Consider the following 26,648-nt stretch of genomic DNA (forward strand, 5'->3'; position numbering starts at 1 on the left):
ACCTGCAAGAGACATCGAAGGATTCCACCGCAAGCACGACGTACACGCCCTTTCATCGCCACGGCATTCCCATGAACCCATCGATCCGCCTCCGCCTGTCGATCATGATGTTCCTGCAGTACTTCGCTTGGGGTGCGTGGACGGTCACGATGGGCACGTATCTGCTGCAGACCCTGCGCTTTTCCGGCGAGCAGACAGGCCTGGCCTACGGCACGGCGTCGATCGCCGCGATCGTCTCGCCCTTGTTCGTCGGCCTCGTGGTGGATCGCTGGTTCGCCAGCCAGCGCGCGCTGGCGGTGCTGTTCCTGCTCAGCGCGGCCACGCTGTACTACGCTTCGCTTCAGACCGCGTTCGTGCCGTTCTACGTGGCCTTGCTGGTGCACATGCTGTGCTTCATGCCGACGATTGCCTTGAGCAACGCGGTCGCGTTCCGCCACATGGACAAGCCGCAACAGCAGTTTCCCGGCGTGCGCGTGCTCGGCACGATCGGCTGGATCGCCGCTGGCTGGCTGGTCGGTTACGTATTGCATGCCGAGGCCGTGGCCACGCAATTCCATGTCTCGGCGATCGCGCTGGCGGTGCTGGGTCTGTTCTCGCTGGTGCTGCCGCACACGCCGCCCCTGCCGCGTGTCGAAGGCGCGCAGAAACCAGGGCTGCGCGATTTCCTCGGCTTGGATGCGCTGCAGCTGATGCGCGACCGCTCATTCGCGGTGTTCATGATCGGCTCGCTGCTGGTCTGCATTCCGCTGCAGTTCTACTACGCCTTCACCAACGGCTTCCTCAACGAGATTGGCGTGCCCAACGCGGCCGGCAAGATGACCTTCGGGCAGATGTCCGAGATCGCCTTCATGCTGGCGATGCCGCTGTTCTTCCGGCGCCTGGGCATCAAGGCGATGCTGCTGATCGGCATGGCGGCGTGGGCGGCGCGCTATCTGCTGTTCGCGATGGGGGACAGTGGCGAGCTGATGTGGATGCTGTATCTGGGCATTCTGCTGCATGGTGTCTGCTATGACTTCTTCTTCGTCAGCGGCCAGATCTACGTGGATCGCGAAGCGCCGGCACATCTGCGCGCTTCCGCGCAGGGATTCCTGACGCTGGTGACTTGGGGCGTGGGCATGCTGATCGGCTCCTGGTTATCAGGAAGGGTTGTCGATGCGTATCGCGTCGGTGGCGATCCGGTCACGCATGACTGGTCGCAGATCTGGCTGGTGCCGGCGATCGGCGCGGCCGCGGTATTCCTGTTGTTTGCCCTGTTTTTCCGTGATCACGCACCGAAGCGGTTGCCCGAAAGCGAAGCGGGAGTCTCCACGCCGTGAGTGGCTTGCGCGCCGGGCTGGTGGGGGCGGGGTTCATCGGCCCGTGGCATGTCGATGCGATCCGGCGTCTGGGTCACGTCGAAGTGGCAGCGCTGGCCGGCAGCGATCTCGCACGTGCGCAGACGCGTGCACGCGAGCTTGCCATTCCCCAAGCCTACGGTGATTGGCGCGCGTTGGTCGAGGATCCACGCATCGATGTGGTGCATATCGCCGCGCCCAATCGCCTGCATCATGCGATCGCGATGGCGGCGATCGCGAACGGCAAGCACGTGATCTGCGACAAGCCGCTCGCCGACACGGTCGAGCAATCCAGGGAACTGCTCGATGCGGCGCGCGCCGCCGGCGTTTTTCATGCGGTGACGTTCAACTATCGCGGCAACCCGCTCGTGCAGCAGGCACGCATCGCCATCGCCGAAGGCGCGATCGGCACGCTACATCTGGTGCACGGCCAATATCTGCAGGACTGGCTGCTGCACGACAGCGACTGGTCCTGGCGGCTGGAGCCGGAGCAGAACGGCGGATCATTGGCCCTGGCCGACATCGGTTCGCACTGGTGCGATCTGGCCGAGCACGTGACCGGCCTGCGCATCACGCAGGTGCTCGCCGATCCCGCCACGGTGGTGCCGCGACGACGCAGGCCGACGGGATCCTCGGGCACCTTCGCGTCCGCGAGTGCGTCGGACGCGAGTGAGTGGGTCGACATGTCGCTGGAAGATCTCGCCAGCGTGCTGTTGCGCTTTGACAATGGCGCCCGTGGGATGTTGCTGGTCGGCCAGGTCTGCGCTGGCCACAAGAACGATCTGGTGCTGGAGGTCTGCGGGTCCGCCAGTTCGATGAAATGGCGCCAGGAAGCGCAGAACGAACTGTGGATCGGCCATCGCGACCGCGCCAACGAGCTGCTGCAAAAAGATCCCGCCCTGCTGTCGCCAGAAGCACGACCCTATGCACGCCTGCCCGGCGGCCATCAGGAATCTTGGAGCGATGCATTCTGCAACCTGATGCGCGATCTGTACGCCGCGATCGCGCGTTGGCCCGAAAGCAGAAACGCCCTTCCGCCAACCGTGGCCACGTTCGAGGATGCACTGCGCGTGCAATGCACGATCGATGCCATGCTCGCCAGCGCGGCCAGCGGCGGCGTGTGGACGCCGGTCGCGACGCAGGTGCAATCCCGGAGGAATGCGACATGAAACTCGGCGTCTTCACCCCATTGTTCGCCAAGCTGAGCCTGGACGAAGTCCTGCAACGCGTGCAGGCGGCCGGCCTGGATGCGATCGAATTCGGAACAGGCGCATTTCCCGGTGCCGATCACATCGATGTCGACGGTCTGCTTGCTTCGTCGGAACGCGTGCGCGAATTCCGCGCACGAGTCGAGGATCACGGCCTGATCATCAGCGCGCTGTCCTGCCATGGCAATCCCCTGCATCCGGATCGCGATGTCGCGCGGCGCGACGATGCGACCTTGCGTCGCACCGTCAGCCTGGCCGAGCGCTTGCAGGTTCCGGTCGTGATCACTTTTTCCGGCTGTCCGGGTGACAGCGACACTTCGCGCGTGCCCAACTGGATCACCTCGCCCTGGCCGCCGGAAATGCTGCACACGCTGGAGTGGCAGTGGAACGAGAAGGCGATTCCGTACTGGCGCGAGGCAACCGGTTTCGCACGCGAGCACGGTGTGCGTGTCGCGCTGGAACCGCATCCGAACTTCCTCGTCCACAACCCCGAAACAGCATTGCGGCTGCGCGCCGAGGCGGGCGACCATCTCGGCGTCAATCTCGATCCCAGCCATCTGCTGTGGCGCGGCGTCGACGTGCCGCAGGCGATCCGCGCGCTCGGTCCGGCGATCTTCCATTTCCATGCCAAGGATGTGGCGCTGGACCGCGCCAACATTGCCGTCAACGGCGTGATCGACGCCAAGTCGTACCGCGATATCGCGCAGCGCGCCTGGAGTTTCCGTTCGGTCGGCCACGGGCACGATCTGCTGGCCTGGAAGCAGATCATGCAGGCCTTGCGCGTGGTCGGTTACGACTACGTCGTGAGCCTGGAGCACGAGGATGCGCTGATGTCATCCGATCAAGGATTCCAGAGCGCCATCGATACGCTTAAGCAGGCGCTGCTGCGCGATCCGCCCGACGAACCGTGGTGGACCTGAGCACGAACCTCATTACGAAATCCACCACCCCTTCGTCACGCCACATTTTTTCACACAGGATTCGCCATGCAACGACGCGCTTTCCTCAAATCGACCGCTTCCGCCGCGGCCATCGCGACGCTGTCTTCCGGCGTCGCGCTCGGCGCGGAACCGGCAACGCGCGCTGCATCCGGTTCTAACTTCAAACTCAAATACGCGCCGCATCTGGGCATGTTCGAAGCGTCGGCGGGCCAGGATCCGATCGCGCAAATCAAGTTCATGGCCGATGCGGGTTTCCGCGCATACGAGGACAACGAGTTGATGGAGCGTCCGGCCGCCTTGCAGGAGCGCATCGGCGAGACGCTGGCGCGCGCGGGCATGACCATGGGCGTGTTCGTGATCGACGCCGGCGACAACTGGAAGGTGTCCTATGCCACCGGCAAGAAAGAATTCCGCGAAGCCTTCGTGAAAACCTGCCGCGATGCCGTGACGACGGCGCGGCGTGTCAACGCCAAGTGGATGACGGTCGTGCCGGGTTTCTTCGACGCCACACTACCGCTTGACATCCAGACCGGACACGTCATCGACGCGATCCGCGCCGGCGCCGAGGTGCTGGAGCCGCATGGGCTGACGATGGTGATGGAGCCGCTCAGCGATCGGCCGGAGTTGTTCCTGCGCACGTCCGCGCAGGCTTACGCGATCGCGCGCGCGGTCGACAACCCGGCGTGCAAGATTCTCTACGACATCTATCACCTGCAGCGGAACGAAGGAAATCTGATCCACCACATCGATCTGGCGTGGGACGAGATTGCCTACTTCCAGATCGGCGACGTACCCGGCCGCAAGGAGCCCGGCACCGGCGAGATCAACTACCGCAACGTCCTTCGCCACATCCATGGGCGCATGCAGAAAGAAGGCCGCGATTTCGTGTTCGGCATGGAACACGGCAACGCTGGCCCCGGCGTGGAGGGCGAACGCCGGGTGATCGAGGCGTATCGGGAGGTCGATGATTTCTGAGTGGATGTGCCGGGACGGGTGCCAGATCGCGATATTTTGGTGTTTAAAAATCTATTTAAAACAAAGATTTGTATTGATCTGGAAAGAATTGTGCAATACGGAATGCGCCACGCCGGTCGCTGTGTTATTCAACACACGCGGATTTGCGGCCCGTGACGCAACTTCGTTGAAAGTGTTGAAAGGTACGAGAATTAGATCGTTTCAAATCCAGGTTCGGCTGCGGCCGACACTTCGTCGCCGAAGGTGGTGGCGGAAGGCAGCGGAAGAGCATGTTGTTGCATCTTGATTGGCTGGACCATTGGACCGGATGTTCGTTTGTGGAGTGGAGCCCGTTCGGGCGCGGCAACTCAGTCAATGCCGCGGTCCGCTGGACGTATCCCATGACTGAACCCGCTCACTGACTACCCATTAGGAATCACCATGCAAACGAGACCCGATTTATCGCGAACGCGCTGGGCGGCATCCGCCGCGAGCCTGTTGCTCTGCTTCGGCTTGGCCGGCACGGCATCCGCGGCCAATCTCGCCTTGAACAAAACCGCCACCGGCTCGACCGCCTGCAATTCCAGCGAAGGCCCGGCCAAGGCGGTCAACGGCAGCGTCAGCGGTGGCAACAGCGACAAGTTCTGCTCCACCGCGTCCAGCAAATGGCTGCAGGTCGATCTGGGCTCCAGCCAGTCGATCGCCAGCTTCGTCGTCAAGCACGCCGGCGCCGGCGGTGAATCCACTTCGTTCAACACGAAGAATTTCAACCTTCAGACATCGAGCAATGGTTCGTCCTGGACCACCGCGGCCACTGTCAGCAACAACACCGCCAACATCACCACGCACAACATCACTGCGACCAGCGCGCGTTACGTCAGGCTCAACATCACCACGCCGACCCAGACCAGCGACACCGCCGCGCGCATCTACGAACTCGAAGTGCACGACACGGCGCCCGCGGCCGAGAAGGTGGTGCTGGTGCTCGACCAGGTGCCGCAGTTCGGCATCTATCGCAGCACCGAGCCGACCACCTACACGCCGCCGGCCGGTGTGCTGATGTGGAAGCGCGGCACCGAGTACGCACGCAGGCTCAGTGACGAGGAAAAAGCCAAGATCGGCGATGACATCGCGCTGCGCATCACCTACCACGCCCAATGCGATCCCTACGATCGCTTCGCATCGGCCTTCTTCATCAGCATGCCGAAAGGTGAAGTGCCGACTGTCGACACGCCGCGAGTGACCTTCACCGACTTCATCTCGCCCTTCAGCGACATGTATCAGGGAGACAAGGCCACCCGTGTCTATCCCGATGCGCCGATGGATCCGTATGCCGCCGCGCTGGCCAATCCCAATCGTGATATCTGGGTCGGCATCAGCGGCGGTTCCAATCCGCAGTACGGCGGTGATGCTTGCGAAACGCACGTTCCCAAGGTGACGGATCCGGCCATCGCGGAAGTCGGTTTCAAGTATTCGCTGGCCCTGGTGTCCACCAAGTCGCTCACCGCCGGTGGCGATCCGGACGTGATCAGCTTCCTGTCGCGTTCTGAAGAAACCGACGACAACATTACCACCGGAACCGCCTCCCACACCGCGAGCCTGGGCATCGCGACACTGGCGGTGAGCATCGCCGGCTACGGTGCCTCCTCCGGCGGCCAGGAGTACACCAATACCAACATCGCCGTGAAGTTCAACGGCACGCAGATCGCCACCTTCAGCACCAAGATCGACTGCGCCAGCTACGAGCAATACAGCCCGCGCGGCAATCCGGGCATCTTCCGCAACAACAACACGACAAACCCGCGCAGCTGGTGTCCGGGTGCGCTGGTGCCGATGCGTTATTTCGATCTGGGTGACATCACCGGCAAGACGCTGCAGTTCTCGCTCGGCGTCGGCAATCCGTCGCCGTGGACCAGCGATTCGGTCTACCGCACCAGCGTCAGTGTTCTGGAGCACTAAGAAACGTGATCACAAGCGCCGGCCGGGCATTGCCCGGTCGGCGCCTACACGCAAAGCCACGTCATCTCCGACACAGGGGGAGGTGATGACGATGGAGACGGAATGGGCAATTCGCCAGCTTGATGCCGATTCGTGCCGTAACTTTCAAGACATTTGAACGGGGAGAAAAAACCATGCGCCACATTCCGATTCGAAGCGCGCTTTGCAGTGCACTGAGTCTTGCGCTGCTGACTTCAACGCAAGCTCACGCTCAGGACGCCGCGAGCGGTGTGAAAAGCGAGCCCGCCGAACTCGACAAGGTCGTCGTCACCGGTTCGCGTATTGCGCGTGCGCAGGTGGAGGGGCCCACGCCCGTTACCGTCATCACTTCGGAGGACATCAAAAAGGAAGGCTTCGTCACCGTCTACGACGTGCTGTCGACGCTGACGGAAGCCACCGGCGGCGTGGAAAGCGATGCGGGATGGGGGTCGCACACCAGCAACGCCAGTCCGCTGAACCTGCGCAACATGGGCCCGGGTCGCAGCCTGCTGCTGATCAACGGACATCGCGCCGCGGACTATCCGCTGCCCTACCAGGGGCGGAGCAATTTTCAGAATTTCACCAACATCCCGAGCGCCGCGGTTGATCGGATCGAGGTGCTGGCGTCGGGTGCGTCGGCAATTTATGGTTCGGATGCGATCGCCGGCGTCATCAACGTCGTGCTCAAGCAGGGATACGTGGGAGACGAGTTCCGCATCAAGGGCGGCGGCGCGACCGAAGGCGGCCGCAGGCTGATCGATACGTCCTGGGCAGGTGGACGGGCCGGGGACAAGTGGAGCCTGACTTATGCCCTGCAATATCTGAAGCGTGATCCGCTGTTCGCGGGCGAACGCGACTTCCTCGATTCCGAGAACGATGCCGCCTGGGGTGCCTGGAGCGAGGAAGAGCGCGCCAGGGGCAATCGCTTCAACAATTATTACGATACCGCGCGCATCAGCCGGTTAGATGGCAGCGATCTGCGCATTTCACCGCCGCCCGGCACTTGCGAATCCCCGGGGTACGGTGGCGTCGCCGAGCGCTGGGATTACAGGAAGTATGACAACACCACGCATACGCTCGGCCCCTCGCTGGGGCAGTACTGCGCGAACGGTAGATTCCCCCACAACTGGACGATCCGCGACGGTGAGGAGAGCACCTCGCTTTACTTGTACGGCACCTACGATTTCAGTGATCGCCTGCAGGGTTGGGCGAGCTTCATGGCCTTCGACAGCGAGGGCACCAGCAGCGTCGGCGACTTCGGCATGGGCTACGTGCCGCCAGTGAAGTGGTACGACGCCGGGCTCGGCAGTTATGTCGAAGGCAAGCGCTTCCTGACGCGAACGGAGATCGGCGATGCGCTGACCTACAGCAACGAACGCTCCTACGACTATGCGTTCGGCCTGAAGGGCCGCCTCTTCGATCGTTTCGATTGGGAAGCTTCGGTGGATCACGCCGAATACGTGGTCAAGAAGAGTTATCCGGCGGCGGTGCCGGCCCTGGTCAATACTTTCTTCCTCGGTCCGCAGCTGGGCGTGACTGATGCCAGCTACGCCGGCGTGCCGGTGGGCACTCCGATCCATGCCGTCGACATCAATCGTTTCTTCACGCCCATCACGCGCCAGGAGTGGGAGTCGATCTCGACCCACGGCAAGGACGAAGCGCGATCCAAGGTCGATCAGTTCCAGGTCGTGTTCTCCGGCGATCTGTTCGAAGGCTGGGCGGGCCCGATCAGCTTCGCCGCCGTCGGCGAATGGGCGCGACAGAGCTATTCCCTGCGTCCCGATCCGAGGACGGTGCCGACGCCCGAACAGGCCGCGGCGAGAGAACAGCGCGGCGTCGAGAATCTGTACGTCACCGAATTCGGTAGCCCCTACTACGGCTTCGATCTGGGCGGCGGTTCGCGCAACCGCTGGGCGGTGGGCACCGAATTCCGCGTGCCGGTCTGGGACAGCAAGACGCCGGGGCTCGGATCGGCGACCCTCAATCTGGCTGGCCGCTACGACAGCTACAGCCAGACCAGCGACAGCGCTAAGGCGACCTGGATGACGGGTGTGGAATGGCGGCCGTTCTCCAACCTGTTGGTACGTGGTTCCTATGCCACCAGCTTCCGTGCGCCCGACATGCACTACGTCTATGCCAAGGGCGGCGAATCCTACAGCCTCATCATTGACCGGCTGCGCTGCGGCCAGCAGGGCAAGTACAACAATTGCGCTTCCGGCAGCGACGATCCGGCGGTCGGCACCTACTACCGCGGCACCACCACGCGCGCGGGATCTCCGTCGCTCGATTACGAGGAAGGCGAATCCTGGACGTTCGGCTTCGTCTGGGATCCGATCCAGAATCTGTCGACAAGCATCGACTACTGGAACATCGAGCTGAGGAATGTGATCGAGGAGATCAGCAAGGACGATCTGCTCGCGGGAGAACTCGGCTGCGCCCTCGGTACCAAGGACGATGGCTCACCCTACACCGATCCCGCCACGGGGCGGCCTCCGGCTCCGGACTTCTGCGACTTCGTCAACAGCCGCATCGACCGCAACGGCCCGAATGGGGCGATCTCCGAGATTCGCGAAGGGCCGATCAATCGTAGCGGCCGACGCACCAGCGGCATCGATTTTTCCACCCGCTATCGCCTGGATGCGGGCCGTTACGGCAATTTCTCCTTCGGCCTGAATTACACCAACGTACTGAAGCTGTCGACGAAGCAGTTCGACGCCTCGGAGTGGAGCGATGGCGAAGTCGGCGCGCATACCGACGGTTACCACACCAAGACCACCGCGAGCGTCGGCTGGGCACTCGGGGACTTCAACGCCACCCTGTTCGCTTCCAAGCGCTCCGATTATCGTGGTTCCAACTGGGGCGGATGCGTGCCGTTCGAAAACGGCGAACGCGGCACGGCGATCGATAACGACACCTGTATCGGCACGGATTCGACCAGCGTCAATTATGGGAAGACCGCCGAACGTTATTGGGATCGCATCAAGCGGCCGTGGCTGTTCAACCTGTCGGCGCGGTATCTCCTCGACGAGAACGTGTCAGTGGGTCTGTATGTCAACGACCTGTTCAACAACGCCGGCCGCAACGATCGATACAAGGGCGATTACGAGTTCGGCGCGACCGACTATGCCATCGGCCGGGAAGTCGCCCTGGAGTTCGTCTATCGGATGAAGTGAAACGCGAGGGAGCAGGGGCCGCAGGGTCCCTGCGCTCGGGCCGTTACGCCAGCGCCTGTTTCAATGCGGCGGTGGGACGCAGAGCCGGTTCTTGCCGAGAAATGGTCGGCTGCGCGACCAGTTCATCGAACCCAGATGCCCGGCGGTTCCTTGACGGGATGAAAAAACACGGGGTCGAAAACAAAGACCCCGTGTGCGTAGCAAAGGATTCAGTTCGTGTCGCTAGCTCAGCGACCGGGAATCCGGCAGCACGTCGCATCCGTGCGCGCACCCAGCAGGCCGCCAATGATCACCGTGGCCATCCTGCAGGTCCAGCCCGTCGGCTTGCCACTGGTGACCGTGGGGAAAGAGCCACCGATCTCCAGGCCAAGCGGACCCGTACAACCACCACCCGTAGCGGCATAACCCGTGGGGCAGGAAGCCGACACATCGGTGAGTATCCCGGTCAGCAGCGGCGCTGCCTGGCCCACGACAGTACAGTCGACCGGCGTGGCGACCGGCTCCATGTAGTAGCCATACACGTCGACGACGACCTGCGTCTGCGAGGTGCTGTACACGGAGAACTGGGTCTGACAGCCCGGACGACACAGCTTGAGGAGGACCTCATTGCCAATGTCGGAACCGACGAAGTTGATCGTGGCTGCATTTGGCCGCGCCACATTCGAAGGCCATGCTGTCATAAAACCTACTTTTTGCACGGTATTGACCGCGACCACGTTGGCCGCCAGCGCTGAAGCATTTTCCGGAACACCGCAATTCGTTACCGAACCGCCCTGGGTGAGATAATCCGTAGACGTCCAGCCAATGAAGCTACGAGACTGCCCTGCGCCGATAGGACCACCTGCGACGCGCGTATCGACGATGCGGCACGGCGGCAGCGGGGTGAACACCAGATCGTTTTCGGTGTCACCGATCATGGTGGGGCGTGCCAGCGCCATGTTCTTGGCCGAACTGCCACCGAACAGGGCGCCGGACATCGCATCGAAGCTCGTGGCTTCGGATGCGCGTTTCAGGTTCATGAGATCGGCACCCGCGAAGGTCCCCATCATCTGCTCGGTCCATTCGCCAGAAGACATGCCGAATTTCTTCTGGATCTGTGGACCCCATTTCTTGGAGATGGTCGCGGCGTACTTGGCGCGCTGTGTGCTCTCTGCGGAGATTTTCTTTCCCGCCGCTGCTACCTGGGCGGGGCCTGACATTAGGCAAAGCAAAGCCGTTACGACGATAAGCCGTTTCATTAGATTCCCCAATAATGTTTTCAAGAAAAGGTGGTGCGGGGGGTGCGATCTGCCGGATGTGTTCCCCGTTTTTTTTACTTATTCCGGTCAGTCGTCGACTAAATGGTTCATCTTCTTTCGGAAATTATTCTGTGACGACCGTCAGCATTCAAAACAGTCACTTCTCACATCTGTGACTGCCATCAAGATTAATTTTTACAATCGTCAAATGTATCGATCTAAATGTTGAGTATGTAACGAGTATTACGTGGCGACAGTCGCGTGAAGGTTTCGACCATGATCTCGGCCGATTCTGCCGCCATTGGTCGGTAGCGTCCGCTAATGCAATCAACTGTCGAGGTCGCGACGGCGACAAAGGCCCGCCCCGGACTCACCAGAACAGCAAGCAGGCGCAGGTGATCGCCCTGCTGCGTCGGGAAGAAGGCGCGACTATTGCGCAGATCTGCGAGATGACGAACTGGCAACCGCACACGGTGCGAGGCATCTTTGCCGGTGCATTCAAGAAGATGCTCGGTCTGACCATCACCTCTAACAAGGTTGAAGGTGCGGCACGAGTCTACCGCGTTGACTGACGAAGGTGCCAGGTTGGTTAACTGAAAAGATCGCAATGCTGCGGGCTTCGCTTCTCACGACGTTGATAAGTGAACCCGCCCCCGTTTCTTTGCATACTAAATTGGCACTGGGCGAGAAATTCGATCGCCTGGCCTTCAACAACTTCCTGATCGACCAGGGCATGCTGCCGCCGGATCTGCTCGGCAAGGCGGTGCGCGAGCAGTTCGTGCCCGCGCACGAATAATCCGGCTGCTTCTGCGATTGACAGTGCGAGCCCCGGGTACGCTTCGCGCCCCGGAACTGCGTCACTAAAGGCTCTTGCAGTCCGCCATCAGCTCATCAAGGACTTGCACAGTTCCACGTATCCGGGACGTCTCACGCTTCATTCCGTGGCTCAACCCGGGATTCCGCTTCGCTTCATCCGGGCTGCGCGGCTGCAGCCCCAAGGACCCGTGAAGCTAATTGGTCGTCACTCCGACCCCATCACCCATGCGGTGGGCCAGGGCCCACCCTACGTCGGCAAAAATGATCATAGATCATAGGGCGGGCTCAAGCCCGCCGTTTTTTGCCCGACGTACGGCCGTGTGCTCACTAGTCATGGTGATCGTTGGCGTGCATTACTTCTAGAGATGTGAAGCAGTACATTCCAAAGCGCGAAGTACGATGGCCCTGAAGAAGTGGAAATGCGGAGAGTTTTCCCAGATCTTAATTCAACATCTAGCTCATTGAGATTGTTTTTTCTCTTTTCCGTAAATTCATGAGGTTCGACGTTAACAATTTCCTGTATGGACACAACATCAGATTCGCAAAAAAGTCGCTGGGTCGTGAGCACTGTCAGGGCACCGAGTGCGGACTTTGTCAGCACGACCGGAAGCTCTTCAGATTGCAGATTAATGCTGCAAAGCGCCTTATCTCTACTGTCACTATCCCAGTCTTCCCATATGCGCGTAGCGTTATCTGCCCCCCCTTTTCGTGAGAAAATGGAGGTCCATGTCGACTTAATTCTTCCATCGCCACTCATTACTTACAATTCTCCTGTCAACATTATGGTGCTGGCATTAATCTTCTCGACCTGCAGACCATATTGCGCAGTAGCTTTGGCACTTATCCCTGCCACGCCCTCGTTTACTATAGCCAAACCTTGGATGCTAATGCGATTCGCCCCTGCGGCTGCAGCCTCTGCGCGCAGGGCGCTGATGAGAGCCCCAAGGCCTTGGCTATTTCCCGTTGCATAGAGACCCAAGATATTACGTTGTACGTCGAACCAACACTTCCTGCGTTTCCCCAGATGTTATAGCCTGCCACGATTCGTTGGGTGGCCGTGAAATAGACGGCATCGACTGCTGGAACTAAAGCACGTGAGCCTGCCAAGCAGTCTATGCGTTGCGAAAAGTAACCGGAAGAAGCGCATCCAAATGAAGGGAGACACTAGGAGAGGCGGATGCAGGAGACGAAGAACTCTCCTCAAAATGGGAATGGGCGGAGCAGGCTGAATAAGAAGGGTGTCGGTCCAATAATTAAGCCAAAGGCCGATTTTCCTTGTGGCCGTACGTCCGCCAATGCTCGGCGGCATCCATGCCGGCGACGGCGACATCCGGGTTGGCAGCCAAATACGCGGTCGGGTCGAACCCTTCGGGTAACGGAAGTGGCTGAGGAGCATGCTTACGCATGTTCTCCAACCCGCGGGAAATGGTGTCCGGTGGGATGGGTCTACCGCCATAGGTGCTGGGGATGGCGTCGCCCGCCGCAATATCGGTGGGCGTGCGATAGTGAATACTGCCGAAGAATGGATCCGATTCCAGCGGCGTGTAATAGGCGCAATCCTTGAAATAATAGTGGGTCACCTGACTCCAGCGCGTGCGGCCAGGGTTGAGGTGTGCTCCGCCTCCGTGGAGCAGGTTCGCAGCCCAGATCAGAGCTTTTCCCTTGCGGGCTCTAAATGTTTGCGCCTGGAACCCGTGCGTCTCAATGAGCGCCTGCCACAACGCCACCATATCCCCGTAATGCGCCGTCTGACGTTCGTTCGTGGCGGAGCACGCATCGATATGCTCATTGGTGTAGATCGGCAGTTTGTGCGTTCCCGGGTAATACACCAAGCCGCCGTTGTCTTCGTCAATATCCTCAAAAGCCAGCCAGACGCCACACATGAAGCGTTCGGGGACGCTACTGAAGTGCGCGCTGTCCGAGTGCGTTGCCTGTTGCGTGCCGACCGGAAAATTCAGTGTCTGGAACGGGAATGCTTCACGGCCATATAAACGGGAAAGCAATGCAAGCACTTGGGTGTTTGCAGCAATGCTCCGCACGGCTGCATTGAATGTCCAGGCATCCTGTATGCGCAAGCCATTGCGATTCTTCCATCCAACCGTACGCCAACCCGCCCAGTCATAACGCGGATCCAGGTCGCTCCTGATTTCATCAATCAAGCGGTCAAGCTCTGGCTCAGGGAAATCGAAGACAGCGTATCCATCCTGACGCAAAGCGTCTCCGATACGACGCGTTTCCGGATCCCAGGCGCTGGCCAGTTGCTCGTAAAACGGAGATTCGACGACCGGCACCCCCGGCAATGGACTTCCTTTCATGGCGGATTTTCCGATGAGTGGCTCGCAATTATATGCAGCACATGGTACCGAAAGTGATCATGTGTGGAAGATCGAAGTGCTGAATGGAAGCCCATGGACTGCTTGTGGTCAGCGTGGTCTCAGAACTCTTTTCGTTCCTGGCTGGAGCGCTCGGCATGTCGCGGCCTTGTGGTTTGTTGTTGCGATGGTTGCACAGGGGAAGAGCAGGCAAAGACGCTCGACGCTATGCACAAGGCGGCCAGCAAGAAGAAGCCCGGCGCGATGTGATCGGCTCATCGGGCGGCTCCACTATCTGAGGATAGGCCCTTGCATGAACGACAGTTGGATCTAGGAATCGCCCTTAACCAAACTGTCCGTCAAGCAGGCTAGCGCCTCTGGTCAGCCTGGGTACGCCGGGAACTTCTCGTTGGGATGCTTGGCCTTCCATTCCTTGTACGAAGCACTGCCTTCCCAGATGGAGAACGCTCTGGGAGGACGGCCACGTCCGGTCCAGGTGTCTCCCGAATGCGGCAACCAGTACTTCGGCGCGACTTCCTTGCCTGCCGTGGCGCTCTTCGCTTTGGGCTTGTCCAAGCCGATCAGAGCGGAAATCTCGTTCTTCTGCTTCGTGCTGAAGTGCGAGCTGAAGCCCTGAAGCAGCGTGACGATCTGATTGAAGGCATCGGCTGCCTGCTGCTCACGAAGCTGCGTCTCCTGTTCTTCCAGCTTTTTCAACTCTTCAGCCAGCTTGGCTTTGGCTTCAGCGATGGCGTCCAGGCTCGTGTGGTGCTTACTAGTCATGCAGGTCTTCTTTAATTAGAGATATGTGGGTTGTAATTGCGATATGTCGTGCGTCGGCGGTTTGAGAAACAATTTGGCGTTATTGATCGCAATAAACGACTCGCTCCGCACCAGGCGTAAACGATTGATCCGCAAGCCTTTGCGAAAACAATCGATTGGTACGCAGTCCAGGGAGGCAGAGAAAAACAGGGAGGAGAGAGCGGATATCGCCCTGAAACTGCCCAAACTGCCGAGTCATGCATACCAATGACCTCCCCCCGAAACCGCGCCAACACCGGGGATTCCGCCGCAATGAATAACAGGCGGAGAGAGGTCATATTGGAAGAACTGGCGCGCCCGGAGGGATTCGAACCCCCGACCAATGGCTTCGGAAGCCACTACTCTATCCGGCTGAGCTACGGGCGCGCGGGTCGGCTATTGTCCACGATCGTGCGTCGCGGCGCGAGTCGCGTAGGCTAATGGGATGCCCCACGAACGTCATCTCCCCTTGTCGCAGCCCCCTTTGGTGCAGCCGCGCTGGCGCGAACGCCTGGGGCAGTACTGGAAACTGGTACGCGGTGACCGCCCGATCGGGTGGCTGCTGCTGCTGTGGCCGACCTGGTGGGGGCTGTGGATTGCCGCGGACGGGATTCCGCCGCTGTGGACGCTGTTCGTATTCAGCGCCGGGGTGTGGCTGACGCGTTCGGCCGGGTGCGTGATCAACGATTACGCGGACCGCTGGCTGGATCCGCAGGTCGAGCGCACGCGCGGGCGCCCGCTGGCGACCGGCGCGGTGCGCGGGCGCGAGGCGCTGGCGGTGTTCGCGGTGCTGATGCTGGCGGCGTTCGCACTGGTGCTGACGATGAACCGGCTGACGATCTGGATGAGTTTCGTCGGTGTGTTCCTGGCGGCGAGCTATCCGTATCTGAAGCGTTACACGCATCTGCCGCAGGTCTATCTCGGGATGTCGTTCGGCTGGGGCATTCCAATGGCGTTCGCTGCGGTGCAGGGAACGGTGCCGGCGGTGGCGTGGGTGCTGTACGCGGCCAACATTCTGTGGTCGACGGCTTACGACACCTGGTATGCGATGGTGGATCGTGAGGACGATCTGCGCGCGGGCGCGAAGTCGACGGCGATCCTGTTCGGCAGATTCGATCTGGTCATCCAGGGCGTGCTGTACGCGCTGGTTTTCCTGGCGCTGGCGCTGGTGGGCTGGCGCGCGGAGCTGGGGCTGTATTTCTGGATCGGTCTCGCCGTCGCCGCGGGGCTGGTCGTTTACGAGTTCGTGCTGGTGCGTCATCGCGATCGCGAAGCCTGCTTCCGTGCGTTCCTGCACAACCATTGGGTGGGGCTGGCGATCTTCGCGGGCATCGCGCTCGATTACCTGCTGGGAGCGGGGGCCTAGCGCGGGCCTAGACCAAGGGATAGCTGCCGCGGCGATGGCAACGCCGCCACAATGCCGACTTTCATGCCGGAGATCGGTCCATGAACGACGCCGTGCGTTCCGCCCCTCAGTCCTGGCCCGTGCGTGCCGCGTTGCGCTGCGCCGCATTCGCCGAACGCTGGTTTCCCGATGCCTATGTCTTCGCCGTGCTCGGCGTGGTGGTCGTGGCTGTGTGCGCGATGGCGGCCGGTGCCGGGCCGAAGACGACGGCGGCGACGTTCGGCGAAGGGTTCTGGAGCCTGATCCCCTTCACCATGCAGATGGCGTTCGTGGTGATCGGCGGCTACGTGGTGGCGACCGCGCCGGTGATGGCGCGCTTCATCGACTTCCTCGCGCGCGCGCCGCGCACGGGACGCGGCGCGGTGTGCTACGTCGGCTTGGTGAGCATGTTGACCTCGTTGTTGAGCTGGGGCTTCTCGCTGGTGTTCGGCGGTCTGCTGGTGAGGGCGCTGGCGCGCCGCGAAGAATTGGACATGGACTATCGCGCCGCGGGCGCCGCCGCGTATCTCGGCCTCGGCGCGGTCTGGGCGATGGGATTGTCGTCTTCGGCGGCGCAGTTGCAGGCCAATCCGGCGAGCATGCCGCCGGGGTTGGTCGAGATCACCGGCGTGCTGCCGTTCTCGCAGACGATCTTGCTGTGGCAGTCGATCGCGTTGACAGCGGTCCTGATCGCGGTGTCGCTGCTGATCGCCTTCCTCACCGCGCCCTCGGGTGGCGCGGCGCGCAAGGCGGCGGAGTTCGTCGACGTCGGCGAGGATCGCGCCCACATCTTGCCGCCGCGCAGCCGGCCGGGCGAGTGGCTGGAATACAGCCCGCTGCTGACCGTGCTGCTGTCGCTGCTCGCCTTCGGCTGGCTGTTCTCGGAATTCGCGTCCAAGCCGGCGGTGGTGGCCATCGCCAGTCTCAATACCTACAACTTCCTGTTCCTCTCGCTCGGGTTGCTGCTGCACTGGCGGCCGCGCAGCTTCCTCGACGCGGTGGCGAAGGCGGTGCCGAGCACCACAGGTGTGCTGATCCAGTTCCCGCTCTACGGCGGCATCGCGCTGATGCTGACCAAGGCGGCGGGCAGCGACGGACAAACGTTGGCGCACCGGTTGTCCAGCCTGTTCGTGCATGTCGCTTCCACCGACACGTTCGCCATCGTGATGGGGACGTACTCGGCGGTGCTGGGTTTCTTCGTGCCGTCGGGCGGCGGCAAGTGGATCATTGAGGCGCCCTATGTGATGCAGGCGGCCAACGAGTTGAAGGTGCATCTGGGCTGGGCGGTACAGATCTACAACGCAGCCGAGGCGCTGCCGAACCTGATCAATCCGTTCTGGATGCTGCCGTTGCTGGGCGTGCTGGGGTTGAAGGCGCGCGACATCGTCGGCTTCACCTTCCTGCAGTTGCTGGTGCACATCCCGCTGGTGCTGGGATTGCTATGGCTGCTGGGGCTGACGCTGACCTACCAGCCGCCGGTCATGCCCTAGGCCCTGCTGCACTGCGATGGCTTGCTAGACTCCCCGGGCCGGAGGGGAACCGGCTTACAACTATTTTTCTTTTTTAGGGGAGATACGCATGAAATCTTTCGGCGGTCTGTTGTTCATTCTCGGAGTCGGCTCGTTCTTGCTGAATCTGATGAGCATGGAATTCAAGCTGTTGAGCTGGATCGACAGTTGGGGGCCGACGGTCGGCATCGCGATCCGTGTCGGCCTGATCGTGGTCGGTGGTGCGCTGTGGTTCGTGGGACGCAAGCGCGAGGCGGCGCAGCCAGCGACCTGATGTAAAGGCGAAGTCCCGCAGCCGGCACATTCCGGCTGCGGGATTTTTGGGTTCAGCGCCAGATTCCGGCGTAGCGCGCGCTGTCGCCTTGTCCGTAGGCGGTGACGTTGCGCGTCGACAGGCCCGCGCCGGTCGCGCTTTCCCATTCGGTCTGATACTGCGCGCTGGTGAGGCCGTGACGCGCTCTCCATGCGCCGCTCGCCTTCGAGCTCCAGATCGCCGAGTAGTACGCCTGGCCGTCGTGGCGATAGGCGTTGAGATAGACCACCTGGCGGCCGGCCTGCGCATTAGTGTCGAACAGCTGCTGGTATTGGCTCGTAGTCATTTGCGATTTCGATTGCCAGCTGCCGATGTCCTTCTTTTCGTACAGTGCGGTGTAGCGGCGCTGGCCATCGACGGAAACGACCGAGACGTTGCGCGGCCGGAAACCGCTTTCGCTGAGCGTATCCATGCGGTTCTGATGCTCGGTGGCCGTCAGCCCGTGATACGCCGAATACGAAGGCCCGGATTCCTTGCGAAAGATCGCGGCATAGCGCACGCCATCGTCGCCGCGATAACTTTCGACCAGGTACGGGCGATAGCCCTTGTCGGTGTATTCGTCGAAGCGCTGCTGGTATTGCGTCGCGGTGACGCCATGGAACGCCTGCCAGGCAACGCCCGTGTTCGGGCGGAAGACCACGTTGTAGTAGATCTTGCCGTCGACGTCGAAGCCGTCGATCCAGTCGGGCATGTAGCCGCCATTGATGGCCTGATCGAACAGGCACTGGTAGTCGCGCGCCGGCACGCCATGGCGCGCCACTTCGCCGGAACCGGGTTCGATGCGGCCGGGCACCTTGCGCGCGGTGTAGCTTTCGTCGCTGACGAAGATGCCGCCCGCGATGCCGCAGATGCGCGGAATGCGATTGCGCTTGCTCCCCGCGTTGTCGGTGAGATAGCCGCCGACCGTGGTGATCGCGGTGCTGTTCTTGGGCACGCCGACCTCGAAATGCAGATGCTCGCCGCTGGCGCATCCGACTTCGCCCTCGTCGCCGAGATAGTCGCCGGCCTTGACCGACTTGCCCGCGAACAGCTTGGCCTTATTGCTGGAGGAACCCTTGCGCATGTGCGTGTACTTGGTCCACTCGCCGTTGGGATGTTCGATCCAGACGTAGTTGTTCTTCTTCTCGCTGGCCGCGAGGTCATCGCAGTCCAGGCGTTTGTCGAAACCGTCGACGACGAAACGGACGACGCCGTCGGCGGCGGCCACGATCTTGTACGGACCACCGCTCTCGCCATGCATGTCGATGCGGCCGGGCGGGTTGTGATCGATGTGGTCGTTGCTGACTTCGACCTCGGTGCCGTTGGTGTAGGGAATGCGGTACACGCCCTGTGAGCGATCGAGCGCCGCGGCCTGGCCGGACAGCGCCAGTGCGCAGATGCCCGCGCAGGCGTGGGCGGAAGAAGATTTGTACGCGAACATGAAAGTCTCTCCTGACTTGTTGGGATCCGGAATCGCTTGCGCGCATGCGGATCACTTCCGTGCGCAGGCGGGCATCAAGAAGATCGAAGGAAACGCAGGAAACCTGACATCGGTTCCGATCAGGGAGCCGGCACGCGCGCACAGACCCAGGCGTCCACGCGCGCGACGCCGGCGCGGTGCAGGGCGTGCGCCGCGGCGTGCAGCGTGGCGCCGGTGGTCATGACGTCATCGATCAGGGTGACGTGCGCCGGCGGTTCGGATTTCGCGGTGACGGTGAAGGCGTGGCGCAGATTGCGTCGGCGTTGCGCCGCGTCGAGTCGCGATTGCGGCGCGGTGTCGCGGTGGCGGGCGAGAAGGCCAGGCAACAGCGGCAATCGCAGTGCGCGGGCCAGCGGCTTCGCCAGTTCCAGCGACTGGTCGTAACCGCGTTGGCGCAGGCGTGTGCGATGCAGCGGGATGGCGATCAGCGCATCCGGCCGTTCGGCCTGCGCGAACGCTTCGTGCATGAGTTGCGCGAGCAGGCGGCCGGCGGCGAGATCGCCGTGGAACTTGAAGCGCGGCAGCAGGCGATCGAGTGGAAAGTCATAGCGGCATGCGGCGCGCGCGGCATGCAGCGGCGGCGGGTGTCGCAGGCAATCGCCGCAGATCGAGGCGGGAGCGGAGATGTCGGTGGACGATGGCAAGGGAATCGCGCAGTGCGGACAAGCCTGCCGGTTCCAGGGCAGGGCCTCCGTACAGGCCGCGCATAGATCGCGGCCGGCGCGCGCGGGTTCGCGGCACACCAGGCAATGCGCGGGCCACAGGCGGTGCAAAGTGCCGATGAAGCCACCTTCCAGTCGGAAATGCCTGTGCAATATGTTGGCGAAGGACATGGTCCCCAGAGTGCCGGCACGGCATCACGGTGTCTGTCGGAGCACTCGATGGCCGCGTGTCGGAGAACTCCGCACTCGGACATCGAGTGAAAAAAGTCGAGTGAAAAAACCGCCCGCGTCAGGCGGTGGGCCTCACCACTTCGGTCCCGACTGTCACATGCGTAATCGTTTCGCCGTTCCAGTGGTAGAGCAGATGCGGCCCTTGTCGCGCCGGCGCGATCAGGTCCGGATAAAAGACCGCGACGCATTGGCCTCCCGCTTTCCGGACACTGTTGTACACCAACCCATTGCTGCCGCCGATGCGCAGCTCGACGGCGGTGCGCTGGCTGGCCACGTAGCTGTCGGGGTCGTGGAGTTCCTGCCAGCCGCCACGAATATCGTGAAAATCACCCGCGATGTCGGCCAGATAGCAACGCATCTCCAGAACGCAGGCGGGTTCCTGCGTGTAGGCCAGGAAGCGCTTGCGATGGTGGACAGTCTCGCCGATGGCGGTATCCCGCTCCTGCGCCGCGTAATACACACCGTAGGTGCCGTCGGTGAAGCGCGATCCGTCGCGATGCGGATGCGTGAACGCCGCCATGATCGGCGTGGTGCCGGGCCCGACGATGCGACGATTCGCCGGCACCAGGCTGATTTCTCCCCACGCCTCGCGAAGACGGGGGTTGGTCATGCTCTCCAGTTCGTAGAGCGCCTCCATGTCTTCGGGATCGGCGATGGTGTCGAAGACACCCACCGCCGGAAAACGACTGGACACGATGCGATGGCTCGGCCGCCAGGCGACGGCGGAGAGGGGGATCGGCATTCAGTTCCAGCCTCGCTCCGCGTCGAGGTATTCGCGCACCACATACAAGTCCGACACGCGGCCGCCGAGCATGCGATCCAGCGCGGTCGTGCCGCCGAACAGCGGCGCAGCGTTGGCGCGACGCACCCAGGCATCGGCCTGATCGTCATTCGGGAAGAGAATGTGGAGGGCCTTGTAGATGCCCAGCAGGTAGCTGATCCGCTCGAGCACGTCGGCGGGCACCGAGCCGGCACGGTCGCGCTTCCAGCGGAAGAACGTCGATCGGCCGGGAGTGCCGAGCAATCGCCGTTCCTGCTCGGCGCTCAGCCGCCAGCGATCGGCGATGTTGAAGAACGCCTTGAGGGCCGGGCCGGCCAGGTCACGGCGGGCCGGCAGGGAGAGGTGGACAGCGTTCGCATTCATGCGATCCTCCAGAAGTGCCAAATGAGCACTCTGTTGCATTTATAGTCCCAATAGGGACTTTTTGCAAGTGGCCTATCCCCTCGGAAGGCGGGGCTTGGCCGCGGCGATGTCAACTTAGACAGGGGCATTCAGGTTGACAGCCCCTATCCCCGCTTCCCAGACTGCCGGCTTCGTTCCATCGCCTCGCCCACCCATGCCAGCCATCGACGCCGCCAGCAGCCACGACCACAAACCTGACCATGCGGGCGCGCTGCGCCACGACTGGACCCGCAGCGAAGTCGAGGCCCTGTTCGAGCTGCCCTTCACCGAACTGCTGCACCGCGCGGCGACGGTGCACCGCCAGCATTTCGACCCGGCCGAGGTGCAGGTCAGCACGCTGCTCTCGGTGAAGACCGGCGGCTGCCCGGAAGACTGCGCCTACTGCCCGCAGGCGCAGCGCTACCACACCGGTGTCGAGGCGCAGAAGCTGATGAGCACGGAAACCGTGCTGGAGAAGGCGCGCCAGGCCAAGGCGGCCGGCGCCTCGCGCTTCTGCATGGGCGCGGCCTGGCGTTCGCCGAAGGATCGCGACATCCCCAAGGTCGCCGCGATGATCCGCGAGGTGAAGGCGCTGGGCCTGGAGACCTGTGCCACGCTCGGCATGCTGAGCCAGGAACAGGCGGGCGCGTTGAAGGCCGCTGGCCTGGACTACTACAACCACAACATCGACACCGATCCCGAGTACTACGGTTCGATCATCCACACCCGCGAGATGCAGGATCGTCTCGACACCCTCTCGCACGTGCGCGACGCCGGCATGAAGACCTGCTGCGGCGGCATCGTCGGCATGGGCGAGTCGCGCCGCCAGCGCGCCGGGTTGCTGCAGACGCTGGCGACGCTGCCAGCGCATCCGGATTCGGTGCCGATCAATCGCCTCGTGCAGGTGGAAGGCACGCCGCTGCACGGGACGGTGGAACTGGATCCGTTCGAGTTCGTGCGCACGATCGCGATCGCCCGCATCCTGATGCCGAAGTCGATGGTGCGGCTGTCGGCCGGTCGTGAAAGCATGAGCGACGAACTGCAGGCGCTGTGCTTCGCCTCCGGTGCCAACTCGATCTTCTACGGCGAGAAGCTGCTGACCACCGGCAATCCCGACACCGAGCGCGATCTCGCCCTGTTCGCGCGCCTCGGCCTGCGGCCGATGCAGGTGACCGTGGACGCGGATGGCCATGACCATGCCGGCACGGTGCATGCGGAGATCCTGGAACTCGAGATCCTGGAACCCAGCACCCTTGAATCCAAGGCACGCCCCTGCGCGGCGTGACCGACTGGGTGGCGTGCCTTCCGAATTACGACCGTGAACAACTCCCTGTCACGGTCGGAATGACACACTGACCTTCCCGCTCAGCCAGCCGATCCGATCATGCCGCGGCCAGACCTGCACACCCGCATTGCCCAGGCGCGCGCGCAGCGCATCGACGCCGGCCGTCAACGCGTCCGCCGCACGGTGGCGCGCCGTGACGGCGTGCGCTGCGAAGTGCTCGATCGCGATGGCAAGTCGCGCTGGCTGGTGAATTTCTGCAGCAACGATTATCTCGGGCTCTCGCAACACTTCGCGGTGGTGAACGCGTTGCAGGAAGCCGCTTCGCGCCACGGCGCCGGCGGCACCGCCTCGCACCTGGTCTGCGGCCATCACGCGCTGCATGAGGCGCTGGAACGCGAACTGGCCGACTGGATCGGCGCACCGCGCGCGCTGCTGTTCGGGAGCGGCTACACCGCCAATCTCGGCGTGCTGCAGGCGCTGCTCGGCGAGGACGATGTCTGCGTGCAGGATCGCCTCAACCACGCCAGCCTGATCGATGCCGCGCGCCTGTCGGGTTGCCGGATGCGCCGCTATCCGCATCTGGATGCCGAAGGCGCGTTGCGACAACTGCGCACGGTGCCGGAAGGTGCGGCGATGCTGGTCTCCGATGGTGTCTTCAGCATGGATGGCGATGTCGCGCCGCTGCGCGAACTGTCGCTGGTGGCGCGCACGCAGCGCGCCTTGCTCTACGTCGACGACGCGCATGGCATCGGTGTGCTCGGTCCGGACGGACGCGGCAGCGTCGCCGACGCGAAACTGTCCAAGGGCCAAGATGGTGTGCTGCAACTGGCCACGCTCGGCAAGGCGCTCGGCGGCTACGGCGCGGTGGTGCTCGGCGCGCAGGACGTGATCGAACATCTGGCCGAAACCGCCCGCCCCTACATCTACACCACATCCCTGCCGCCGGCACAGGCGGCGGCGTCGCTGGCGGCGGTGAAACTCGCACGCACCGAACACTGGCGCCGCGACAAACTGCAAACGGGCATCGCGCACTTCCGCCGTCTCGCCGTCAGGCATGGCCTTGAACTGCTGCCTTCCGACACGCCGATCCAGCCACTGCTGTGCGGCAGCGACACCCGCGCCGTCGCGATGGCGCAGGCATTGGAAACGCAGGGATATTGGGTGGCCGCGATTCGTCCGCCCACGGTGCCGGAAGGCCGCGCGCGCCTGCGCGTCGCCTTGTCCGCGCTGCATACCACTGCCGATATCGAAGGTTTGGTCGAGGCGCTGGCGCGCGCGAACGATACGGTTCGCGGTGTCGACATCAGCGGCGACGCGTCCGAGCCAACGCGCCTCGGGATGGCAGGGCACCCGGAACACGATGTCGCCAGAAACTGATCTCGCCCGTCTGCTGGCCGGCTTGCAGGTGCGCGTGCGTGAAGGCGAGTACGTCTTCGTCACGCGCGCCGACGCGGATGCGGCGCTGGCATCGCGGGCACAGGCGAGCGTGCGGGAAGACGAGGGCGTCGCCTACGTGCTGTCGCGCGCCGATGCCGACGCGCACGGGCTGCCCTACGATTTTCGCGCCGCCTGGCTCACGCTCGGCGTGCATTCCGCGCTGCACGCCGTCGGTTTGACCGCGGCGGTGTCGGCGGCGCTGGCCGCACGCGGCATTGCGTGCAACGTGCTCGCCGGTTTTCATCACGATCATCTGCTGGTGCCCTCCGAACGCCGCGACGAAGCTTTGGCGGCCCTGGCGGAATTACAGCAGCACGACGCGGTCTGATTCTTCCATGCAGTCGCGCTCGTCATTCGATCAGAACGAACTCGCCGTCCGGCGCAAGGCCTGGCTCGCGTTCTCCGAGTTGTATCTCGACAACGAGGCGCATTATCCGAGCATCGCCGACGCATTGGCGCGTTCGCCCTATTCCCTGGAAACGCTGCGGGACATTCTGCAGAACGAGGTGCATCCGGTGGTGTGTTTCAACTTGCTTTCGGTCGCCGGCGAGTGGGCCGGCTTCGATGAGGGCGTGCTGTCCGCGAGGATCGAGCGGCGTCTGTCGCGGCCGGTGTGGCTGCGATGGTTGCATGTGTATCCGGCGATGCGCGGTTTTGTCCGGGAACAGTGGAACAAGCTGGAGCCGCTGGTGATCACCGCGCGGACATCGGCATGAGCGCGCCCCTTTACATCGAAATCACGGGCGAAGGCCCGCCGCTGGTGCTGCTGCATGGATGGGCGATGCACGGCGGCGTGTTTGCGCCGCTGGTCGCGCGCCTGCGCGCACACTACACACTGCACATCGTCGATCTGCCGGGGCATGGGAACAGCCGTGACAGTGCGGTGCCATTGACGCCGGAGGATTGCGTCGCCGCGATCATCAAGCAGGTGCCTGTGGCGCCCTGGTGCGGCTGGTCGCTGGGCGGCCTGATGGCGCTGCATGCCGCGGCCACGCGCGCGGCTTCGGTGCCGGCGCTGGCGATGTTGTGTGCAAGTCCGCGTTTTGTGCGTGCGGAAGAAACATCTGGCGATAATTGGCGCTACGGCATGTCACCGGAGATCTTCCGCGATTTCGCCACCGGTCTGCGCGAGGATTATCGCGGCACGCTCGATCGCTTCATCGCGCTTGAGGCATTTGGTTCCACCGACGCCAAGGGTGAACTGCGCGCGCTGCGTGCGGAACTGTTCACGCGCGGCGAGCCCGCGGCGCACATCCTGGCCGATGGGCTCGAACTGCTAGAAACCGCCGATCTGCGCGCGGAACTGCCGAGACTGACGCAACCTAGCCTGTGGATCGCCGGTCGCCGCGATCGTCTCGTCGATCCGCGCGCGATGCGCGAGGCGGCCGTACTCGCGCCGCACGCGCGCTTCACGCAGATCGAGCATGGCGGACATGCGCCGTTCCTCACTCAAGCCGATGAAGTCGCGGCATTGATCGAAGAATTTCTGCGCGCATCGCTTTTCGCTCCTCGCCCTGCGATTGCAGGGGAAGGTGGGGAGGGGGCAAAGCCATGAACGACGTCTTCGACCACCGCCACGTCCGCCGCGCCTTTTCGCGCGCCTCGACCAGTTATGACGCGGCCGCCCAGTTGCAGCACGAGGTCGAGAGCCGGTTGCTGGAATCGCTCGATTATCTCGACGATCGCGTCCCGGAGGTCGTCGTCGATCTCGGCTGCGGCCCCGCGCGCGCGGCCGCGCACATGCGCAAGCGCTGGCCGCGTGCGCGCGTGATCGCGATCGATCTCGCGCTGCCGATGTTGCAGCAGGCGAAACCGCGCACCAGTTGGAATCCCTTGCAGAAACCCATCGATCGCATCAACGCCGATGTGCGCGTGCTGCCGCTTGCGGACGGCAGCGTCGACGTGCTGTTCTGCAATCTGTGCCTGCAATGGGTCGACGATCTCGGCGCCGTATTCGCAGGCTTCCGGCGCGTGCTCAAGCCCGACGGGCTGCTGCTGTGCTCCACCTTCGGCCCGGACACGCTGTACGAGCTGCGCGAGGCTTTCGCGCAGGCCGACGCCGTGCCGCATGTCAGTCCGTTCGCCTCGATCGCGGAGTTCGGTGATGCGCTCATGCACGCCGGCTTCCGCAATCCGGTGCTCGATCGCGACGACTTCGTCAGCGGCTACGACGATCTGCCCGCGCTGATGCGCGAGCTGCGCGCGATCGGCGCCACCAACGCGCTGGCCACGCGCCGGCATACGCTCACCGGGAAATCGCGCTTCGCTAAGGCGAGTGCCGCCTACGACGAGATGCGCACCGATGACGGCCGCCTGCCAGCGACCTGGGAAGTGATTTACGCCCAGGCCTGGGCGCCACAACCGGGGGCGCCGATTCGCGAAGGCGGATACGACGTGGTGTCGGTGCCGGCATCCGGTATTCCGGTGCGGCGGCGCTGATGTGGTTTGGACGG

The 26,648-nt window shown here is 62.9% G+C and carries 23 protein-coding genes, 1 tRNA gene and 1 pseudogene; 17 read left to right on the forward strand and 8 right to left on the reverse strand.

The window, feature by feature from the left end:
• The first annotated feature begins 71 nt into the window (after positions 1 to 71).
• From AC1RNP_RS02375 to AC1RNP_RS02400, 6 genes are all read left to right on the forward strand, one after another.
• Positions 72 to 1,316: a nucleoside permease gene (locus tag AC1RNP_RS02375; protein ID WP_493049622.1), complete on the forward strand. Its 1,245-nt coding sequence runs from the start codon at positions 72 to 74 to the stop codon at positions 1,314 to 1,316.
• Entirely contained in the window at positions 1,313 to 2,503 is a 1,191-nt protein-coding gene (locus AC1RNP_RS02380; protein WP_493049623.1) for a Gfo/Idh/MocA family protein, read from the forward strand. The genes AC1RNP_RS02375 and AC1RNP_RS02380 overlap by 4 nt, the downstream gene beginning before the upstream one ends.
• Complete coding sequence (locus AC1RNP_RS02385) at positions 2,500 to 3,462, forward strand: sugar phosphate isomerase/epimerase family protein (RefSeq protein WP_493049625.1); 963 nt, start codon at positions 2,500 to 2,502, stop codon at positions 3,460 to 3,462. Before AC1RNP_RS02380 ends, AC1RNP_RS02385 begins: the two co-directional genes overlap by 4 nt.
• A gap of 66 nt (positions 3,463 to 3,528) precedes the next feature.
• Positions 3,529 to 4,458 (forward strand): hydroxypyruvate isomerase family protein, encoded by a 930-nt coding sequence (locus AC1RNP_RS02390; RefSeq protein ID WP_493049626.1) that lies wholly within the window; start codon positions 3,529 to 3,531, stop codon positions 4,456 to 4,458.
• A 420-nt stretch (positions 4,459 to 4,878) separates the two neighbouring features.
• Positions 4,879 to 6,396 carry a galactose-binding domain-containing protein gene (locus AC1RNP_RS02395; protein ID WP_493049627.1) on the forward strand — a complete coding sequence of 506 codons (1,518 nt, stop codon included), beginning with the start codon at positions 4,879 to 4,881 and terminating at the stop codon, positions 6,394 to 6,396.
• Between the two features lie 269 nt (positions 6,397 to 6,665).
• Complete coding sequence (locus AC1RNP_RS02400; RefSeq protein WP_493049628.1) at positions 6,666 to 9,587, forward strand: TonB-dependent receptor domain-containing protein; 2,922 nt, start codon at positions 6,666 to 6,668, stop codon at positions 9,585 to 9,587.
• 227 nt (positions 9,588 to 9,814) lie between these two features.
• On the opposite strand, the gene AC1RNP_RS02405 is transcribed toward AC1RNP_RS02400, so the two are convergent.
• A complete protein-coding gene (locus AC1RNP_RS02405; RefSeq protein ID WP_493049629.1) occupies positions 9,815 to 10,825 on the reverse strand; it encodes a hypothetical protein in 1,011 nt (336 codons plus the stop codon).
• A 326-nt stretch (positions 10,826 to 11,151) separates the two neighbouring features.
• Between AC1RNP_RS02405 and AC1RNP_RS02410 the strand changes: the two genes are divergently transcribed.
• Together AC1RNP_RS02410 and AC1RNP_RS02415 are read left to right on the forward strand one after the other, a co-directional pair.
• Complete coding sequence (locus tag AC1RNP_RS02410) at positions 11,152 to 11,397, forward strand: DUF3489 domain-containing protein (RefSeq protein ID WP_493049795.1); 246 nt, start codon at positions 11,152 to 11,154, stop codon at positions 11,395 to 11,397.
• Between the two features lie 89 nt (positions 11,398 to 11,486).
• Positions 11,487 to 11,621: pseudogene (locus AC1RNP_RS02415) on the forward strand (hypothetical protein); the annotation flags it as partial.
• 1,273 nt (positions 11,622 to 12,894) lie between these two features.
• Here AC1RNP_RS02415 and AC1RNP_RS02420 read toward each other — a convergent pair.
• From AC1RNP_RS02420 to AC1RNP_RS02430, 3 genes are all read right to left on the reverse strand, one after another.
• Positions 12,895 to 13,956, reverse strand: coding sequence for a phytanoyl-CoA dioxygenase family protein (locus AC1RNP_RS02420; protein WP_493049630.1), 1,062 nt, complete (start codon positions 13,954 to 13,956; stop codon positions 12,895 to 12,897).
• 378 nt (positions 13,957 to 14,334) lie between these two features.
• Positions 14,335 to 14,736 (reverse strand): H-NS family nucleoid-associated regulatory protein, encoded by a 402-nt coding sequence (locus AC1RNP_RS02425; protein WP_493049631.1) that lies wholly within the window; start codon positions 14,734 to 14,736, stop codon positions 14,335 to 14,337.
• Between the two features lie 328 nt (positions 14,737 to 15,064).
• Positions 15,065 to 15,141, reverse strand: a tRNA-Arg gene (locus AC1RNP_RS02430).
• A 58-nt stretch (positions 15,142 to 15,199) separates the two neighbouring features.
• Here AC1RNP_RS02430 and ubiA point away from each other — a divergent pair.
• The 3 genes from ubiA (at position 15,200) to AC1RNP_RS02445 (ending at position 17,920) form a co-directional block, all read left to right on the forward strand.
• Positions 15,200 to 16,120 (forward strand): 4-hydroxybenzoate octaprenyltransferase, encoded by a 921-nt coding sequence (ubiA, locus tag AC1RNP_RS02435; RefSeq protein WP_493049632.1) that lies wholly within the window; start codon positions 15,200 to 15,202, stop codon positions 16,118 to 16,120.
• Between the two features lie 80 nt (positions 16,121 to 16,200).
• Positions 16,201 to 17,628, forward strand: a complete 1,428-nt coding sequence (locus AC1RNP_RS02440) for a short-chain fatty acid transporter (RefSeq protein WP_493049633.1) — start codon at positions 16,201 to 16,203, stop codon at positions 17,626 to 17,628.
• Positions 17,629 to 17,716: 88 nt separating this feature from the next.
• Entirely contained in the window at positions 17,717 to 17,920 is a 204-nt protein-coding gene (locus AC1RNP_RS02445) for a hypothetical protein (RefSeq protein ID WP_493049634.1), read from the forward strand.
• 52 nt (positions 17,921 to 17,972) lie between these two features.
• Here the strand turns inward: AC1RNP_RS02445 and AC1RNP_RS02450 are convergent, their stop codons facing one another.
• The 4 genes from AC1RNP_RS02450 to AC1RNP_RS02465 form a co-directional block, all read right to left on the reverse strand.
• On the reverse strand, positions 17,973 to 19,379 hold the full coding sequence (locus tag AC1RNP_RS02450) for a peptidoglycan DD-metalloendopeptidase family protein (RefSeq protein ID WP_493049635.1): 1,407 nt from the start codon (positions 19,377 to 19,379) through the stop codon (positions 17,973 to 17,975).
• A 119-nt stretch (positions 19,380 to 19,498) separates the two neighbouring features.
• Entirely contained in the window at positions 19,499 to 20,251 is a 753-nt protein-coding gene (locus AC1RNP_RS02455) for a double zinc ribbon domain-containing protein (RefSeq protein ID WP_493049636.1), read from the reverse strand.
• A gap of 118 nt (positions 20,252 to 20,369) precedes the next feature.
• Positions 20,370 to 21,053: an RES family NAD+ phosphorylase gene (locus AC1RNP_RS02460; protein ID WP_493049637.1), complete on the reverse strand. Its 684-nt coding sequence runs from the start codon at positions 21,051 to 21,053 to the stop codon at positions 20,370 to 20,372.
• Positions 21,054 to 21,455 carry an MbcA/ParS/Xre antitoxin family protein gene (locus AC1RNP_RS02465; RefSeq protein WP_493049638.1) on the reverse strand — a complete coding sequence of 134 codons (402 nt, stop codon included), beginning with the start codon at positions 21,453 to 21,455 and terminating at the stop codon, positions 21,054 to 21,056.
• A gap of 193 nt (positions 21,456 to 21,648) precedes the next feature.
• On the opposite strand from AC1RNP_RS02465, the gene bioB reads away from it, so the two are divergent.
• The 6 genes from bioB to bioC all read left to right on the forward strand — a co-directional run bounded on the left by bioB (position 21,649) and on the right by bioC (position 26,634).
• Entirely contained in the window at positions 21,649 to 22,758 is a 1,110-nt protein-coding gene (gene bioB / locus AC1RNP_RS02470; protein ID WP_493049640.1) for a biotin synthase BioB, read from the forward strand.
• Between the two features lie 99 nt (positions 22,759 to 22,857).
• Positions 22,858 to 24,135 (forward strand): 8-amino-7-oxononanoate synthase, encoded by a 1,278-nt coding sequence (gene bioF / locus AC1RNP_RS02475; protein ID WP_493049641.1) that lies wholly within the window; start codon positions 22,858 to 22,860, stop codon positions 24,133 to 24,135.
• Positions 24,119 to 24,523, forward strand: coding sequence for an ACT domain-containing protein (locus AC1RNP_RS02480; protein WP_493049642.1), 405 nt, complete (start codon positions 24,119 to 24,121; stop codon positions 24,521 to 24,523). The genes bioF and AC1RNP_RS02480 overlap by 17 nt, the downstream gene beginning before the upstream one ends.
• Positions 24,524 to 24,530: 7 nt before the next feature.
• Complete coding sequence (locus tag AC1RNP_RS02485; RefSeq protein WP_493049643.1) at positions 24,531 to 24,911, forward strand: DUF7079 family protein; 381 nt, start codon at positions 24,531 to 24,533, stop codon at positions 24,909 to 24,911.
• Positions 24,908 to 25,750 carry a pimeloyl-ACP methyl ester esterase BioH gene (bioH, locus tag AC1RNP_RS02490; protein ID WP_493049644.1) on the forward strand — a complete coding sequence of 281 codons (843 nt, stop codon included), beginning with the start codon at positions 24,908 to 24,910 and terminating at the stop codon, positions 25,748 to 25,750. Before AC1RNP_RS02485 ends, bioH begins: the two co-directional genes overlap by 4 nt.
• Positions 25,747 to 26,634: a malonyl-ACP O-methyltransferase BioC gene (gene bioC, locus AC1RNP_RS02495; protein WP_493049645.1), complete on the forward strand. Its 888-nt coding sequence runs from the start codon at positions 25,747 to 25,749 to the stop codon at positions 26,632 to 26,634. The genes bioH and bioC overlap by 4 nt, the downstream gene beginning before the upstream one ends.
• Positions 26,635 to 26,648 lie beyond the last annotated feature (14 nt).

Source organism: Luteimonas sp. GW821-FHT14E02, assembly GCF_058803905.1.